The 16,564-nt window shown below is 46.8% G+C and carries 18 protein-coding genes and 1 tRNA gene; 1 reads left to right on the top strand and 18 read right to left on the bottom strand.

Annotated features, from left to right (window positions below; all coding sequences use genetic code 11):
- Positions 1-7 precede the first annotated feature (7 nt).
- Complete coding sequence (folD, locus tag ATB76_RS15645; RefSeq protein WP_039975596.1) at positions 8-868, bottom strand: bifunctional methylenetetrahydrofolate dehydrogenase/methenyltetrahydrofolate cyclohydrolase FolD; 861 nt, start codon at positions 866-868, stop codon at positions 8-10.
- A gap of 203 nt (positions 869-1,071) precedes the next feature.
- On the opposite strand from folD, the gene ATB76_RS15640 reads away from it, so the two are divergent.
- Positions 1,072-1,148, top strand: a tRNA-Arg gene (locus ATB76_RS15640).
- A gap of 101 nt (positions 1,149-1,249) precedes the next feature.
- Here the strand turns inward: ATB76_RS15640 and ATB76_RS15635 are convergent.
- From ATB76_RS15635 to ATB76_RS15555, 17 genes are read right to left on the bottom strand one after another with little or no spacing between them, the layout of a single operon-like run.
- Positions 1,250-2,473, bottom strand: a complete 1,224-nt coding sequence (locus ATB76_RS15635) for a beta-ketoacyl-ACP synthase (protein WP_061035652.1) — start codon at positions 2,471-2,473, stop codon at positions 1,250-1,252.
- Complete coding sequence (locus ATB76_RS15630; RefSeq protein ID WP_061035651.1) at positions 2,470-3,195, bottom strand: 3-ketoacyl-ACP reductase FabG2; 726 nt, start codon at positions 3,193-3,195, stop codon at positions 2,470-2,472. The genes ATB76_RS15635 and ATB76_RS15630 overlap by 4 nt, the downstream gene beginning before the upstream one ends.
- A complete protein-coding gene (locus tag ATB76_RS15625; RefSeq protein WP_061035650.1) occupies positions 3,192-3,656 on the bottom strand; it encodes a hotdog family protein in 465 nt (154 codons plus the stop codon). The genes ATB76_RS15630 and ATB76_RS15625 overlap by 4 nt, the downstream gene beginning before the upstream one ends.
- Positions 3,649-4,836, bottom strand: coding sequence for a beta-ketoacyl-[acyl-carrier-protein] synthase family protein (locus ATB76_RS15620; RefSeq protein WP_061035649.1), 1,188 nt, complete (start codon positions 4,834-4,836; stop codon positions 3,649-3,651). Before ATB76_RS15620 ends, ATB76_RS15625 begins: the two co-directional genes overlap by 8 nt.
- Before the next feature lie 20 nt (positions 4,837-4,856).
- Positions 4,857-5,468, bottom strand: a complete 612-nt coding sequence (locus ATB76_RS15615; RefSeq protein WP_061035662.1) for a DUF3261 domain-containing protein — start codon at positions 5,466-5,468, stop codon at positions 4,857-4,859.
- 26 nt (positions 5,469-5,494) lie between these two features.
- Positions 5,495-7,837 (bottom strand): MMPL family transporter, encoded by a 2,343-nt coding sequence (locus ATB76_RS15610; protein WP_061035648.1) that lies wholly within the window; start codon positions 7,835-7,837, stop codon positions 5,495-5,497.
- Positions 7,809-8,420: an outer membrane lipoprotein carrier protein LolA gene (locus ATB76_RS15605; RefSeq protein WP_038865630.1), complete on the bottom strand. Its 612-nt coding sequence runs from the start codon at positions 8,418-8,420 to the stop codon at positions 7,809-7,811. The genes ATB76_RS15610 and ATB76_RS15605 overlap by 29 nt, the downstream gene beginning before the upstream one ends.
- Positions 8,420-8,866, bottom strand: a complete 447-nt coding sequence (locus ATB76_RS15600) for an acyl-CoA thioesterase (protein WP_038879318.1) — start codon at positions 8,864-8,866, stop codon at positions 8,420-8,422. The genes ATB76_RS15605 and ATB76_RS15600 overlap by 1 nt, the downstream gene beginning before the upstream one ends.
- A complete protein-coding gene (locus tag ATB76_RS15595; RefSeq protein WP_039975609.1) occupies positions 8,866-10,419 on the bottom strand; it encodes an aromatic amino acid ammonia-lyase in 1,554 nt (517 codons plus the stop codon). Before ATB76_RS15595 ends, ATB76_RS15600 begins: the two co-directional genes overlap by 1 nt.
- Entirely contained in the window at positions 10,403-12,136 is a 1,734-nt protein-coding gene (locus ATB76_RS15590; protein ID WP_061035647.1) for a glycosyltransferase family 2 protein, read from the bottom strand. The genes ATB76_RS15595 and ATB76_RS15590 overlap by 17 nt, the downstream gene beginning before the upstream one ends.
- Position 12,137: 1 nt before the next feature.
- Positions 12,138-12,497, bottom strand: coding sequence for a 3-hydroxyacyl-ACP dehydratase (locus ATB76_RS15585; protein WP_038879329.1), 360 nt, complete (start codon positions 12,495-12,497; stop codon positions 12,138-12,140).
- Between the two features lie 13 nt (positions 12,498-12,510).
- Positions 12,511-13,881 carry an AMP-binding protein gene (locus ATB76_RS15580; protein ID WP_061035646.1) on the bottom strand — a complete coding sequence of 457 codons (1,371 nt, stop codon included), beginning with the start codon at positions 13,879-13,881 and terminating at the stop codon, positions 12,511-12,513.
- A gap of 5 nt (positions 13,882-13,886) precedes the next feature.
- Positions 13,887-14,447, bottom strand: coding sequence for a septation protein IspZ (locus ATB76_RS15575; protein WP_038865617.1), 561 nt, complete (start codon positions 14,445-14,447; stop codon positions 13,887-13,889).
- Positions 14,447-14,704 carry an acyl carrier protein gene (locus tag ATB76_RS15570; RefSeq protein WP_038865615.1) on the bottom strand — a complete coding sequence of 86 codons (258 nt, stop codon included), beginning with the start codon at positions 14,702-14,704 and terminating at the stop codon, positions 14,447-14,449. Before ATB76_RS15570 ends, ATB76_RS15575 begins: the two co-directional genes overlap by 1 nt.
- Before the next feature lie 15 nt (positions 14,705-14,719).
- A complete protein-coding gene (locus ATB76_RS15565) occupies positions 14,720-14,992 on the bottom strand; it encodes a phosphopantetheine-binding protein (RefSeq protein ID WP_038865613.1) in 273 nt (90 codons plus the stop codon).
- 10 nt (positions 14,993-15,002) lie between these two features.
- Positions 15,003-15,764 (bottom strand): lysophospholipid acyltransferase family protein, encoded by a 762-nt coding sequence (locus ATB76_RS15560; protein ID WP_061035645.1) that lies wholly within the window; start codon positions 15,762-15,764, stop codon positions 15,003-15,005.
- Positions 15,761-16,501 (bottom strand): beta-ketoacyl synthase chain length factor, encoded by a 741-nt coding sequence (locus ATB76_RS15555; protein WP_061035644.1) that lies wholly within the window; start codon positions 16,499-16,501, stop codon positions 15,761-15,763. The genes ATB76_RS15560 and ATB76_RS15555 overlap by 4 nt, the downstream gene beginning before the upstream one ends.
- Positions 16,502-16,564 lie beyond the last annotated feature (63 nt).

Genomic DNA, 16,564 nt, shown 5'->3' with positions numbered 1-16,564 from the left:
TAATTTTTTATTTCTTCGTATGGAACTGCTCGCAAGCGAGCATCGTGTTCTCAATTAGGCTTGCTACCGTCATAGGACCTACGCCGCCCGGTACAGGAGTAATAAAGCTCGCGTTCTCACGTGCTTTATCGTATTCCACGTCGCCGACTAGCTTGCCAGATTCAAGACGGTTGATGCCCACATCGACCACAACTGCTCCTTTCTTAATCCACTCGCCGGGAATGAAGTTTGGCTTACCAACCGCAACCACAACAAGATCAGCTTGGCGAACGTGGCCTTCTAGATCTTTCGTAAAGCGGTGACAAGTTGTCGTTGTACAGCCTGCAAGTAGCAGCTCAAGTGTCATAGGACGACCAACGATGTTTGATGCGCCAACCACAACCGCGTGCTTGCCGCGTAGTTCGATGTTGTAACGATCAAGAAGAGTAATGATGCCTTTTGGCGTGCAAGAGCGAAGCTTAGGAATACGCTGCGCTAGACGACCCACGTTATATGGGTGGAAGCCATCCACGTCTTTCTCTGGGTGAATACGTTCAAGAACATGCGTTGCATCGATGCCAGCAGGAAGTGGCAACTGAACAAGAATACCGTCGATTTCTGCATCATTGTTCAACTCGTCAATGAGAGATAGCAACTCTTCTTCCGACGTAGTCGCAGGAAGGTCAAAAGACTTAGAGACAAAGCCAACTTCTTCGCACGCACGGCGTTTGCTGCCAACGTAAACTTGAGAAGCTGGATCTTCACCAACTAGAACAACTGCAAGACCTGGTGCACGTAGGCCCGCTCCAACGCGAGCTTTCACTCGTGCTGCAACTTCGGATCGAACAGTTTGGGAAATGAGAGTTCCATCTATATTTTGAGCAGTCATGACTTTCCTTTTAAATTGAGAAGGGAAATTATTTACGGCGCATTGTCGCAGAAAATCTATTTAACATCTATACGCAAACGTTTGCTTTGTGGTGTTTTTGAACATTTCTCGTTTCAATGCCCTTTTTTTAGGCATTCAGATCAGAATGTTATGAAAACACGTTGATTTAAGCGCTTGAACTCGTATAATCCTGTCCCTGTAGCGCGCCCTTAGCTCAGCTGGATAGAGCACGTCCCTTCTAAGGATGTGGTCATAGGTTCGAATCCTATAGGGCGTGCCATTTATTCAAAAGCCCCGATAACTCCTCGAGTTATCGGGGCTTTGTCGTTTTAGCCAATTTAATAAAAAAGCGCTAGTCTCTACTAGCGCTTTTTTAACGGGTTAAATCTTCTTAAAAATGATCGAAGTGTTGATGCCACCGAACGCGAAGTTGTTGCTCATTAAGTATTCCACTTTCAGTTCACGGCCTTGACCGGATAAGTAATCGAGATCACCACATTGTGGATCGAGATTATCTAAGTTGAGGGTCGGGCTAAACCAACCTGTATGCATCATCTCAAGACTTAACCAGGCTTCGATAGCGCCGCAAGCGCCTAGAGTATGGCCAAAGTAGCTCTTTAAAGAACTGATTGGCACCTTACCGAGTGCATTGGCAGTCGCGTTACTTTCTGCGATATCTCCTCGGTCGGTTGCCGTTCCGTGAGCCGAAACATAATCGATTTTATCCGCAGGAATACCTGCATTCTGTAACGCCATTTCCATACAGATCTGCATGGTTTCCATTTGAGGTTGCGTCACGTGTGCCGCATCGCAGTTACTTGCAAAGCCGATAATCTCTGCATAGATTGTCGCACCACGTGCAACGGCGTGTTCGTATTCTTCTAAAACCAACGTACCCGCACCTTCACCGATCACTAGGCCGTCGCGGTCAGTGTCATAAGGCCTCGGTGTGCTTTTCGGCTCTTCATTTTTTAGACTGGTCGCAAAAAGGGTATCGAAGACAGCCGATTCTGTCGGACAAAGCTCTTCAGCGCCACCTGCAACCATAACGGTTTGGTAGCCGTGTTTGATAGCTTCGTAGGCGTAACCAATCGCTTGACTGCCAGAAGTGCAGGCGCTGCTGGTCGGAATCACTCGACCACGTAAGCCGAAGAACAGCCCAACGTTAACTGCAGTCGTGTGCGGCATCATTTGTACGTAGGTGGTTGCAGTGATGGCTTTGGTGGTTTTCTCGTTAAGCATGACGCCAAAGGCACCAATCGCATCGGTACTGCCTGTTGAAGAGCCGTAAGCAATGCCAGTTTGGCCGTTTGTCAGCACTTCGTTGCCAATTAAGCCAGCTTGGTCTAATGCGTTTTCGGTGGCTACGGTAGCCAGTTTAGAAACACGACCCATGCCGCGAACTTGTTTGCGCTTGTAGTGCTTAGGCAGTTCAAAATCCATGACTGGAGCTGCCAGTTTGGTATTCAAACCATCATATTGCTCGTAAGAGGGCATGTATTGAGTGGCGTTTTGACAATCGCGTAGTTTAGGTTCTACTGCAGACCAATCGTTACCAAAAGCAGTAACGCCGGACATACCTGTTACAACGACTCGACGACTCATACTAAGCCTCCGTTTACTGAAATGACTTGGCGAGTCACGTAGCCCGCGATGTCTGACATTAAGTAACTCACAAGGCCAGCGACCTCCTCTGGTTCACCCATGCGGCGCAGAGGGATTTGTGGCATCGCGTGCTCTTTTACGTGCTCGTCAACCATGCCAGTATCGATAAGACCGGGCGCCACGCAGTTTACGGTGATCTTGCGTTTTGCTAGCTCAAGAGCCAATGACTTAGTTGCACCAATCACGCCTGCTTTTGCTGCGCTGTAGTTGGTTTGGCCGCGGTTGCCCATCAAGCCAGATACCGAAGCTAGCGTTACAATGCGGCCGCCTTTGCGTTTTTGTACCATTGGCATCACACAAGGGTGCAGCACATTGTAGAAGCTATCTAGGTTAGTATGAATCACACCGTCCCACTCTTCTTCTGTCATTGCAGGGAAGGCGGTGTCGCGAGTAATCCCAGCATTGTTAACTACGCCGTAGTACGCGCCATGCTCGGCAATGTCCGCGTCTAGCTTGTTGCGGCATTCTTCACGGTTACTGATATCAAACTGAATTAGGCGGCCGTTGCCACCATTTTGTTGAATAGTATCTAAAGTATCTTGTGCGCCTTGTTGATCGCCCATGTAATGCACGACGATGTCAAAACCGTCTTTCGCAAGTTGAACGGCGATGGCTTTACCGATGCCTTTACTAGCACCTGTTACGAGGACTTGTCGGGTCATTGTTGACTCCTGATTTTCATTTCTTTTAATTTTTCTTCTGATGGGACGTAAACGTTCAGTTGGCAGGTCGCAATGGTATTTTCTTGCCACTCAATTCGAGCCGAAAATACTGCCATACCATTGTCTTCCATCATTTTTTCTGCGTATACGTCGAGTATTTGCCCCTGCATAAACGCATCGCAATCTGCCACGTAGCGTCGGCTGCCAAGCAAAAAACCGATGGGCGGCTCTTCACCTTGAGTAAGCGCGTGATAGCCGGACCAAGCGGCGACAGATTGAGCCATGAACTCGATACCGACATAAGCAGGCACCGAGAGGCTTTCTTGGTTGAAGAATGGATTGTGGTCACCGATATCAACTTGGCAATGAATGGTGTCTAGCTGAACGTCTAAAGCACGATCAACCAGAATCATCGGTTTATCGTGCGGAAGCAGTTGTTCAATAGGGGGAAGTTTAGTCATGAGCGTAACCAAAAATGAGACTAACGTTATTACCACCAAAAGCAAAAGAGTTGCTTAAAATGGCCTTACCATTCAGTTTCGTTGCTGTTTCTACCAACGAAATCTCGATGTCTTCGGCTTTATTTTCACAAGACTGAATCGGAAGGTCGAGGTCGTAATTTAAAATATGCCACGCAATGGCCGCTTCTGTGGCGCTGGCTGCACCCAACGTGTGACCTGTTAACGGTTTGGTTGAGCTGACAGGGACTGCATCGCCAAAGCAACGATGGATGGCTTTGCTTTCCATCGAATCATTCAGTGGTGTTGCTGTGCCATGGGCGTTGATGTAACCAATGTCACTTGGTGATAAGCCCGCGTTTTCGAGTGCCTTCATCATCGCTTGTTCTGCGCCAACACCTTCAGGGTGAGGGGCGGAGATATGATGCGCGTCAGAGCTGTCACCGGTGCCAAGTAAGGCCACTTTGGTTGGAGATGTACTTAGCAACATGATAGAAGCCGATTCGCCAATGTTGATGCCATTACGGTCAGCACTGAAAGGTGCGCAGTGCTGTTCTGAAAGAGCTTCTAATCCGTTGAAGCCGTTAAGTGTTAGGCGACAAATCGTATCGACACCACCGACAATCACCGCATCTACAAGCCCGGCTCGAATCAGGCGTTGAGCAGTAATAAATACGCGGCCACTCGAAGAGCAAGCTGTGGAAACTGCATAACACGGTCCGGTTAAACCAAAATAAGCGGCGACAAAGTCACTGCAATTGCCAAGTTCTTGCTTGCGATAGTGGTAGCTTGCAGGGAAGTCTCCTTCGGAGAGTTTTTCTGCAAATGCCACCTCGCCATCGGTGATGCCTGACGTGCTACTACCGATAACAACGGCAACACGTTCTGCGCCATACTGTTCTATGGCGTCGCGCACAGGCCCTTCAATTTGACGAAGAGCAGATAGTGCCAGACGATTGTTACGAGTATCAAATGGGACTAACTCAGGCGGCATCTCTGGTAACGACTCTGCCACTCGGCCAATCACTGTTTGGCGGCCAGAGTTCAGAATATCCGCATCAATGGCCATGTTAGATGGTTGGATTCCAGCTAGGCACCGATGAATAACGTTTTCATCTTTGCCCAATGCGGAATGAAAACCACAGGCCTGAATATACAAAGGTTGAGGAGAGCGAGTTGGCATATAGATTTACTAAGGTCGTTCTAATTTAATTGATATTGCAGTGTTTGAATGGAGATTGAAAACCCATGTTTGAGGTGGTGAAAATCAATCTGACCTTTTAACTTGTCAGCGTTTGCATAGCGAATCTCTATGATCTTTTCACCGTCGCTATCAAATACGGTTCGGGAATATCCATCATCAATCATTCGCCACCTTACCTTATTTAGCGGCGCTTCCCAAGCGGAACTCGGCCACAGCGTGATCATTAGATTGAATAGTACCTGCTCTGGCTCCGGTAAGGTGCCTTGTAGCCCGTTTAAAATTTCAGTATTGATTTGCGTGCCATCGTATTGCAGTGACAAGACGCGAGTTCCCCATGAGGAAAAACCAGCCAAGACCACATCAGCGTCGCTGACTTGCAGTTGTACGGGTAACTGCTCTTGCTTCTCTTTGCCATCAATCGACCAAGTCGCGGTGATCAATTGGCTTGCTGTGAGCTGGTAGCCTAGTGCGCTCGGGGCTGGAAGAGAGACTTGGGTGCCTTTGGCTATTTCCACCGTTGGTGTTGACTGCTGAGGAACTAAGCTACACGCACTGAGCAGAATGCTTAGCGTGAGGCCAATAGCAACTCGGAGCATCGTGGTTATCTTCATCGTTATGGGCTTCATCGTTCTGAGCTTCATTGTGATTTATCTTCCGTCATGATGGCGATAGGAGAGAGCAGCCAAGCGATAAAAATACCGCTTAATACCGTGATACCAAAGCTATGGATGGCATGCGTTTGGCTCAACGAGAGCAGACCAAAAGATAAGACCGTGGTAATGGCTGACAACGTAATTGCAAGCAAGGTGCTGAGACTGCGAGCCTTCTCGGCAAAGAACAAGGTGTAGTCGATACCAATACCAAGAATCAAAATCAGGCCAAGTAAGTTAAACAGATTGAGCGTTGAACCCGCTGCCACGGCTGCTGCCAGGCCCCCAGCACAAGCAATGGCAGACGGTAACAAGATTCGCCAAGCGTGTTTAAAGCCGTAGCGTTTGACTAATACTGCAAAAATTAAGGCTGTCGCTGCCAGCAATAGCTCCATGATTTTGATTCGGTATTCGCCAAACAGGGTAGAAATTTCTTCTGCTTTGTTTAGGTAAGTCACGTCAGCTTGTGATTGAGCGAACGCTTGCACCAGACCGAGATTCTTAACTTCATTCAGTGTAATCACGGCGGCTGATTTACCTTCAATCTCACCTAAATGCAGAAAGCGAATCGGTTCTGATACCGGGTTACTGAGGTACTGTGCTAGGGTGATCGGTGCAAATTCAGCTTGTAACTCTGGCACTTTAGTCAGTTGCAATCCTGCTGCTAATGCTGGTCCTTGAGTTTGGTACAAGTGGCTGATTAAGCTGAAATCTTGTTGTTGGCGCCGATTCGAACCTAAGTATTGAGCCAAACTCTGATGACCTTTGATAAGGCGCTCTTTTTGCCAGTTAACTAAAATCAGCTCAAGGCTTTCCAAGCGCTGCATTAAGGCTTCATCTGAGTCAGCACTAACGACCAACATTTGTTGTGATGCCTGCATGCCACTCACTTGTGTTATCAAGGCTTCTTGTTGCTTTAACGTCGCTGGCATGGCTTGCAGTTGGCGAATATCATCATCGTATTTGAGTTGAGCAAGATAGTATCCGCTGATGGCTAAACACAACACAGGCAAACCGAATTTGAAAGCAGGGCGCTGCCATAAGTTTAACCAAACTGAGAGCAAGCGCTTACCCGGTAAAATTGCGGCCGATTGAGAGGGCTGTGTCGCCAATATCGGATACCAAGCCACGACGGTCGCATAGGCAGCAATCAAACCAATCGATGAGAACAGAGCCAACTGCTGCAGCCCAGGAAAAGGCGCGACCAGCATACCTAAATAGCCAATCAAACTGGTGACAAGCCCAAGAGTGATTGCAGCAAAGATGTGTTTCAGCCCCAAGCGGCTGTCCCATTGATTACCAGCGGCTAATCGTTCTGTTAGATAATGGAAAGCGTAGTCAATGGAAACGCCAATCAGACTCGCGCCAAAAACCAAGCTAAACAGGTGAACTCTGCCAAAAATCCATGCCGTGATACCTAGTGCGACGGCAAGTCCAACCGAGATAGACAATAGTGCTAAAGCCAATGGCGTTACACTACGGAAGACGACAAGAAACAGCACCACAATTCCTAGCAGAGAGAATACGCCGATGGTACTGATTTCTGACTTCGCGCTTTGAGTTCCAAAGTCGGCATAAAACAGCACACCAGTATGTGCCGTTTGTACGCCATATTTGTTAGCAATGGTGTGTTCCAATTGGTCAATTTCAGGCACCGCCAATTGGGTTGATAATGCGTAAGGTGAGCCACCTAATGTCGCCGTGATCAACAAATAAGGTTGGCCGTTCTTCTTGGTAAACAAATACCCATTTTCTAAATAAAACGCTGAGGTTTGTTGAGTTACCTGACCTAAATAATCACGGAAGAGTAAGAACGGGTCGGTTTGTAACTCTTGTCCAGTCACGCCAGAAAAGGGATTGTAGAGAGATTGAATCACATGCTGAACTTGCGCTTGAGGATTTGTTGTTAATCGTACGCGTTGTTCAGGAGTGAGCTGCTGAAAGCGATGGTTGAAATAGTAACTTGCCCATGCTTTTTGCTTGTCTGGTGAGATTTTGCCGACAACTTCAGTAAAGTGCTGAGTTTGTTGTAAGCCTTGCTCAAATGCTGCTGCAGCCTGAAAAAGTTTGGCTTTATCTGGTGCCGACAAAACAAAAATAACCTTATCACTCATGCTGCTAGAAACCGCGTCGAAGGCTTGCTCTGCAGTTGGGTTTTGCTGATTTTCTGGCAATAGCTTCAGAATGTTAGTTTCAATTGGTGAGTGCTCGCTACCAAGCCATTGCGTCAGCAACAGCGAACTTGCAAGCACTACAATCCCCAACCAAACCAAAGCCAGTGAGTGCGAACCTAGCCGGAATTTAGAAGTCAAATTGAGCCTTTTCAGCATCCGTCATTTCCAGTGGTAGTGAAGTCTGTTGAGTGAACTCGATTTCTGTTTTGTCACCACGCAGTTCTTCTAGCATTAATTGGTCGATATGTTGTTCACCAGAAAGGGTAATCACTTTAAATACCGCATTGAGGGGCGCTTGTTTAGGCGTTAGAGCCAGTTGCCATTTACCGTTTTCTTGAGCAGAGAAATTAAGCGTAAATTGCGCTTTTAGCGCTGCTGTATCGCCATGGAATACCGAAAGAAACACATGGCTGAAGTAAAACGCCATTGGGTTTTCTTGGGCCGTAATGATCTTTGAAACTTGATCCCCAAACGTTTGACGCAACTTGTTTTGAGTAAGCACTAAGTTCACAGCAAATGGCACTTGTTGTTGCCACAATAAGCCATGCGATTTACTGAGCGTAAATTTACCGGTTGATGTTAGCGGTTGATTGAACATTTCAAGGTGGCGGCTTTGTTTAAAGTCACCACGTACTATCTCGTTCTGAGATAACTGCTGTTGAAGGGATTCTAAATCAGTCACTTGAGCCCAAGCAGAAACAGAGAACAGCATCAATAAAGAGCATAACCATTTGCGCATTAAGCAAGGCTCCCATGCTTGTGCCATTGTTCGATTTTGTCCATGAATACGGCAGGTGAAGCAAAGCACATCTCTTGTTTCTCAATCGATACCGCGACTTGGGTCGTGTGCGCTTTACACATACGTTGGTCAGTGTTGGCATCGTAGATCACGTAGTCGACGCGCAAGCGGTTCTCCCACTCTGTCAGCTTTGCGGTAATACGAATTTCATGATTGAACGGAATCGCTTTTACGTACTTCACTCGCGTATCAATGATTGGCCACATGTAGCCAGACTCATTCATATCGCGGTAGCTGTATTCAATCTTTTCCATTAGGACACGACGTGCTTCTTCAAAATAGCGAAAGAAGTTTCCGTGATAAATCACACCCATTGGATCTGCATCTTGAAATGAGGTGATCATCGTCACCTCAGCTTCCAAAGGGTAAAGGACTTGTTCTTGCATTACGCCTCCGCGTACAACGACCATTGACGTTGCTGAATTTTAGCAATGAAGTTACGCAGATCATGCTCTAAAGGACGATCTTCGACAACAAACTCAAACTCTTCCAGTACCGCATCGCGAATCATCTTCAAGTTACTGCTCATGTGATGCTCATCAAGCTCGTTATGGCGACGACGAATTTCTACCGCTTGCACACTTGCCAGCAATGACGCAGCTGCAACTTGTTCGGTTAGTTCCAGTACACGCATACAATCGCGTGCAGCAATGGTGCCCATGCTGACTTTGTCTTGGTTGTGGCACTCTGTTGAACGAGAGAACACGCTTGCAGGCATGGTGTGTTTCAGCGCCTCTGCTGTCCATGCGGAGATGCCGATTTGTACTGCTTTGAAACCGTGGTTGATTGGTTTACGTTCGCCCTCTGCACCGGTCAGGTTAAACGGAAGGCCGTTGTTGAACTTGTAATCCATCAGCTGTGCCATTTGACGATCCAACAAATCAGCAAGGTTAGCAATGTTCGCTTTTAAGGTATCCATGGCCATTGCGATGTGGCCGCCATAGAAGTGACCGCCATGCAGTACACGTTCGTTGTCACCATCAATGATTGGGTTGTCGTTAGCACTGTTGAGTTCGTTTTCGATCAACTGACGTAACCAAGGCAGAGAATCTTGCACCATACCAATCACATGCGGAGCACAACGCAGAGAGTAACGGTCTTGAAGGCGGTCGCTATTGCGTGGTGGGCGCTCGGCTTTAAGGTCGTTACGTAGCCAAGCGGCAACTTGTTGTTGGCCTGGGTGTGGCTTCACGGCGAACAAGGCTTCATCAAAGTGGAAATCATTCCCTTGCATGCCCACCGATACCATTGCCGTTATCTTGGTACACAACTGCGCAAGATATTCTGCGCGTTTATAAGCGATACAAGCCAGCGCCGTCATGACCGATGTGCCATTCATTAGCGCCAACCCTTCTTTTGGCTTAAGCGTAATTGGGTTAATACCTAATTCGGCAAACACTTCTTGGGTTGGACGTACTTCACCTTTGTAAAGCACATCGCGTTCACCAATCAATGCTGCAGCAAGGTAAGAAAGCGGTGTTAGGTCACCGCTTGCGCCTACGGAGCCTTCTTGCGGAATACGTGGAGCAACATCATGGTTGATTAGGTTTACGATCTGGTTAAGTAGATCGTGAGAAACACCCGATACACCTTGCGATAATGAACACAGACGCGTCGCAAGAACGGCTCTTGCTTGCTCGTGAGAAAGGATTTCACCCAAGCCACAACCATGAAAGCGAGTTAAGTGCAGCGGTAACTCATCAACCAATGCTGGTGGAATCGCGACGGTACACGAGTCACCGTAACCTGTGGTCACGCCGTAAATGACGCCTTCTTCTTTCAGCAATTTCTCTAGAAAAGCGACGCCACGATCGATCTTGGACGTAAATTCTGGTGACGCATTCATGCTTGCGTTTGCGCCTTGTGCAATCGCAACCACATCTTCGATAGAAAGAGCTTGTGCGCCGAAGGTAATGTTTTGATTAGTGTTCGTTGTCATGTTGCTGATTACTTAAAGTCCAGAAGTTGAAAAAGTTATACCACTGCAACGGTGCTTGCAGAGTATGGTGCTCCAATCGTTGCGCGTATTGCTGTACCACAGTATCTAACGCTGCTTGGCGCGTTTTGCGTGGTAGGACGATTTGGTCACTAAAATGTTCGAAGTACACATTGAAGTGCGGGGTGATGGCATTGTCGTCTCGTAGGCCAAACAGCAAATAAACCGGCGCTTTCAGTACCGAGGCCAACATAAATGGGCCTTGAGGGAAGGGGGCGGATTTACCTAAAAAGTCTGCCCAAACCACGCGGCTTTCAACGCTGGTTGAAGTGCGATCTCCTACAATCACAACCCATTCACCTTGCTCAATTTTTTGTTGTAGCAAAATGGCGGTGTCTGGCCCCATTGAGCTGACTTGAATCACGTTGAGTTCTGAGCTCGGGTTTACGGCTTTCATGACTGCATTGAACTGCTCAGCGTGTTCGGTGAACACCAAAGCATTAATTTTGACATGAGAATGGCGACGACCCAGTGCGCGGCACAGTTCTATGTTGCCTAGGTGTGAGCCCAGAATGACCACACCTTGTTGTTTCTCTGCCATTGATTCGAAGTGGTGCTGACCATGAATGGTGAGATTACTCACGTCAAAGTCACCTTGCCACGCGGCCAGCTTATCGAGCATGGTGCGGCCAAATGACAAAAGATGATGATAGCTATCGAGTGGCTGTGGTAACACTAAACTTTGCTGTTTCGCGTAAGTCTGTAATTGGTTGAGATAAAGCTCAGATGCTTGACGTGAAGACTTACCAGTAAGGTGGTAATAGCGCATCACTAACTTCAGGATGAAGTCGAACGCTTTGCGGCCAAACAGACGGTAGATCGCCAGAAGCGTCTTGATGCCTAAAACGGTGCCTTGCTCTTTGCGTTTCGACCAATGCGCATCGCTTTGATTGTGCTTTTGTTCGATGTCTTTAGATTGACGTTTTCGAGCTAACAAAGATGGAATGCGTGGCAACATGCCAAAGAACAAGCGAGTATGCATCCAACTGATTTTGACGTTGTCCCACAACGCGTCAAAGTGGGAAATACCGCCTTCAGGGTAAATCACCCGAGTCGGAACAAAGTCGATATCAGTGCCATCCCAATACATGCGAACAAGGATCTCGATATCGAAGTCCATGCGTTTGCCAATCTCATTCTTCTTGAGGACGTTGGCCGTTGCTTCGAGAGGATAAGCACGAAAGCCGCACATGCTGTCTTTAATCGACAGAGACAAGGTTTCAATCCATACCCAGATATGGGTCGCGTATCGGCCATACAGACGTGATTTTGGTACGCTGTCGTCGTAAATCGGTTGACCTGAAATCAAGTTATCTGGCTTATCTTGTGACGCTTGAAGCAGGTTAGGTAGAGCATCAAGATCATGTTGACCGTCGGCGTCGATTTGAATCGCGTGACTAAAGCCATCCGCGTAGGCTTGTTGAATGCCAGCCATCACCGCTCCGCCTTTACCTTGGTTTTCGGTCAGACGAATTAAGGTGATTTTCTCTTCGTTTGCTAACGCATCCAGTGTTTGTTTTGTCGCCTCTTCACTGCCGTCATCCACGACCAAAATGGGCATGGAAAATGACGCGAGAGAATCTACAACGGCAGCGATGGTGCTACCATGGTTATAGCAAGGGATCAGAAAGCACGGTTGATAGGAGTTTGCGCCGCTCACACTAGCTACCCAATTTCATTTTGCCAGATGAGTGAACAATCGTCTGTTCAGCGGATTGAGAAGTATATTTGAACGCCAGCTTTTCACGTTCAGAATCCCAAGACAGCGATAAGCTAACCTGCATATCTGGCAGGATAGGTTCTTGGAATTTGATCACTTCCATCCCTTTAAATACTGCAGGCGTATTGAGGTATTCGACGGCATAAAACAGCGCCCAATCGATTTGAGTTACGCCCGGCAGTAGGGGGAAATGCGTAAAGTGCCCTTGGAAATCCATGATGTCAGCGTCGACAAGCATCTCAATGGTCGCTGTCTGATCTAACACGTCTATGTTCTTGAGCGTTGGTTTTCTTTTGTCCATGTTCGATGCTTAATTATTCTTGGAATAGTTTTTCTATTTCAGCGACTTGTCGCTTACCTTGGCTGTTAAGTGGTACTTCATCCAGCACTCGGAATTTGCGTGGTATCGCAATCGGCTCTAACCAGTTACGTAGCGCTTTTCTCAGTGCAAGCCAAAACTTGCCTTTGCCCAGTTCACTTAATGTCTGCTGGCCCTGCTCGTTCAATACTATGACAGCAAAAAGCGACAATCGTCCTGCTTGCTCCATAGGAATAACAGCACTTTCCTTAATCCAAGGCAGCTGTTCTAAACGTTTTTCTACTTCAACCAAAGACACACGTTTTTCTTCGACCTTAACGATTCGGTCTGTGCGGCCGCGTAATTCGAAAGAAATACTATCATGGAAATAGCATTCATCTGCGGTTTGATACCAAGCGTTTTCATCGATGTGCGGTGAGCGAAGCTTTAAACAATTTTCATGGTTTAATGCCGCTTCAACTCCAGGGAACAGCGTCCAAGGTTGTGTCGCAGTAAGCTGTTGACGATAAGCAATACCGCCCGTTTCTGTACTACCAAATACTTCGACTGGATAGTCACCAAAAATCTCAGCACTGTGTTGTGCGGCGTCATTCGGTAATGGGCCACCAGAGGAGAAAACGCAGCGCAATGCCGTCGGTTTATGCTCCTCGGTGAGACGCTTGAGCAGAGCAGGGCTGCTAATTAAAGCGATATTGCTGGTGGCATGATTCACAATTTGCTCTGGAAACTCCAGATTGTGGGTAGCAAAAGCGCGACCAGCACAAAGTGGCCAAAGCACACGGAAAAGTAAGCCATAAATATGCTGATGAGAGACCGTACTTTCAATCTGACAGCCAGCGATTTTCTCTCCCCATAAGGATTGAAGAATCGCAATTTCGACATCCAGTTGTTTAAGTGTTTTCGCGATGGCTTTAGGTTTACCGCTAGAACCGGACGTAAACAAAGTGATGCTCAGAGCGCTGGCGTTAAGCGAGTGCCACTCCATCGAGCGGTTATCTGCTTCTTCCGTCACGCAACGTGTGGTCAAGCTGTCTGGTACCGAAACGTCAGCATCATGAAGGACGAGGTCGTAATGTTCATCAAGTTCTTTTAATGCTTCTGGTTGGTAGTTCCCTGGCAAAACGATGGCTTTATTGGCATGGCAACAAGCAAGAAAACTGATGGCAAACAGGTAGCTATTGGCAAAGCAAAGAGCAATACGCTGCGATGGATTGGCGTCGAGTTGTCTTTTTAGAGCGGAAACACTGCGCTGAAATTCGTCCCATGTTTTTTCTTGAGCGGACTCGAAGGCGACGACCGATGGTTCAGGACGTTGAGCGCGCATTAACATGGCAATAGAAGAGAAGTCAGAAGAACGGGTGTTCATACGATCTAGTGTTCCTTTCGTACAAATTGGCGCACTATCCATTCACCGGCAAATAAACTGCCTGCAAGTAGGTAGCTGATCAGGCCGTTGTATAACGTCCAAATCTCGATGGATTCAAAGCAGGTATACAGTGCAGTTGCCGCATTCATAATAAAAAATGCGCACCACACCAGAGTGACTTTACGTGTGTAGAGTACGCCGCTTTCAGGCAAATCTGGTTCTTGAAGCCGAGCCAATCGCTCAATGATGGTTTGAGGCTGTCTTAAGCTGAGGGCGAACACCCCAAGCATGCAAAGGTTCACCACGACAGGATAGAACTTTAGCCACCCGTGTTGCTTAAATACAACCCCAAGGGTGACCAGAACGATACCAACAATGCCAGTGGTGAAAGCAAGAAACTTAAATTCTTTCAGCGGGGTCTTGTTTGCAACCAATAATCGCAAGAGCAACGCTGCAATTAACAAGCCCCCAACGAGGTTTAAGCCAAATCGGTCAATGCCGAAGTAAACAGCAAAAGGGTAGGCAAACAGGACAATTGCAGACAGACCAGTCAGCAATTGGCGCATTAACTTTCCTTAAGAAGTTCAGCGACAGCCGTTACCACGTCATCCACCGTACGAACGGTGCTGAATTCAGCTGGCTTGATTTTCTTACCAGTGACATTTTGCAGGTGAACCACAAGGTCTACCGCGTCAATGCTGTCTAGGTCGAGATCGGTGTAAAGGTGTGCTTCTGGCTGGATATCCGCAGCGTCGATTTCAAACAGTTCTACCAGTGCATCTTTAACTTGTTCAAATACTTGATCTTTATTTACATCTGTCATGAATATACCTAAAAACTATTCATTATCTTGGGAAGAAGTTTGAGAAGAAATGTACTTCGCAAGGTTAGCTACTGAAGCAAAGTGCTCACGTGTATTTGAATCGTCAGCATCAATGACAATGTTGTATTGCTTTTTAATCGCTAAGCCAAGCTCAAGTGCATCAATAGAATCCAAGCCTAGACCATCACCAAACAGCGGCGCTTCGGTTTCAATATCGTCGACGGTTAAATCTTCTAGGTTCAATGCGTCAATAATAAGTTGCTTGATATTGTTGTGTAATTGTTCCACTGGGACCTGCTTATAATTCTGGAAAAATAGTATCAGCTAAATGCTGCTGTAAGCGACGAGCCGCTATTGTTGGGGACGTAGTTTGCTTTATAAAAGGCTCAATCTCAACTTTATCCTTCACTTCCACTTTGAAAAAGGGTTTTGTCGCCGGAACTTGATACCACTTTTTCTCTTTTGTTAAGAAGCTAGGCGTCACCGTAATATGTACAACTCTTAAATCTCGCTGCGTTCTTACTGCTATTTGTGCAGCACCACGCTGTAATTTTGATTTTACCCCAGGAGTGGTTCTTGTGCCTTCCGGAAAAATGAGTAATACATTGCCATTATCAAAACGTTCTTCACACATTGTTAATAAATCATCAGGAGCTTCATTAGGAATATAACCCGCAGCTTTCACAATGTGTTTCATAAATGGGTTGGCCCAAATCGCTGACTTTACTAAACAATCGCAACGCTTTAATTGAGATGCGATAAGAACGTAATCAATTAAACTTGGGTGGTTGGCAACAATAAGGCAATTTTGATCTTGTTGAATAATATCTGCGCCGATGATCTTATAATCGATTGCGCCAGTAAATTTCATCAATTTACAGAAGGTATTAAAAGCAAACTGTATCGCACCTTGGACTTTATATTCCTTGGCGGTTTGATCGGAGGTGGTTAAACCAATGAGTGGAATGACGACAAAACTGAGTACTAGACCGCCAAGCCCAAATACGGAAAAACAAAAGCCAGTAGCAAAGACACGCCAATATTGATTCAAAACCCTCATCGACGATGCCATTCCCACGTTTGCTGTGGCGAATGAATCAACCAGCTTGAATCTTCACAAAGATAGTGTTTTAAGAAAGCTAATCCTTGTGGGAGCGGGCAAGGCTGGGACGTGTGTCCGCTTTTTTCTGTTGCGACTTGCTCTATCTTAAAATCGTCACCAGCAGACAACACCATACCAACGGCATAACCTTGATACTGCTGGGTCTCAAACTCCGAGTAAGCATCAGGCAAGGGTTCATCAAAGTCGATAAACAGTACTTTTTTGTCTGGGTTCTCTGCGAGAAACAACCACGCTTCAATCAATGCGCTTTGAAAAGTGTTCTCTGATGCCGCAATCGACGTCAATGGGATAGGTTGCTTAGTCGCAATGGTTGCCAAGCCCGCTGCGGTATTGTGCACCGACTGAGAAAACGCCATTGGGGAAGCTTCTTCGCCTTGGATAATGTCTTCAATCAACGCTGCGCTGCGATGTAACTCACCATGGCGACTCGCAAACACCAAGTAATCCACATCGTACTGTTTGAGTAAACCAATCGCGGTTTGGACCGCAAGTTTGCTTAATGCGCTCATACGTCGGCGCATCATTGGTGGGATATCTGCGACGTGTAATTTGCCCTCTTCAGGCCATATACAGTCCGATGCCCACTGCTCCCATTCTTCTGGTTGATTTAAACCCAATGAATTGGCGGATATTGCATCGATATTAAACGAAATTTTGATCTTCGAGTTTGGCATATTTGTTTAAATTGTTTATTTTACAGCTCGATAGAATCTGGGTTTCACCAGAGTCACAATAAA

Origin of the sequence: Vibrio sp. MOR3 (assembly GCF_001557775.1) — a bacterium.
Classification (GTDB): domain Bacteria; phylum Pseudomonadota; class Gammaproteobacteria; order Enterobacterales; family Vibrionaceae; genus Vibrio; species Vibrio jasicida.
This window is presented reverse-complemented; position numbering and strand designations above follow the sequence as displayed.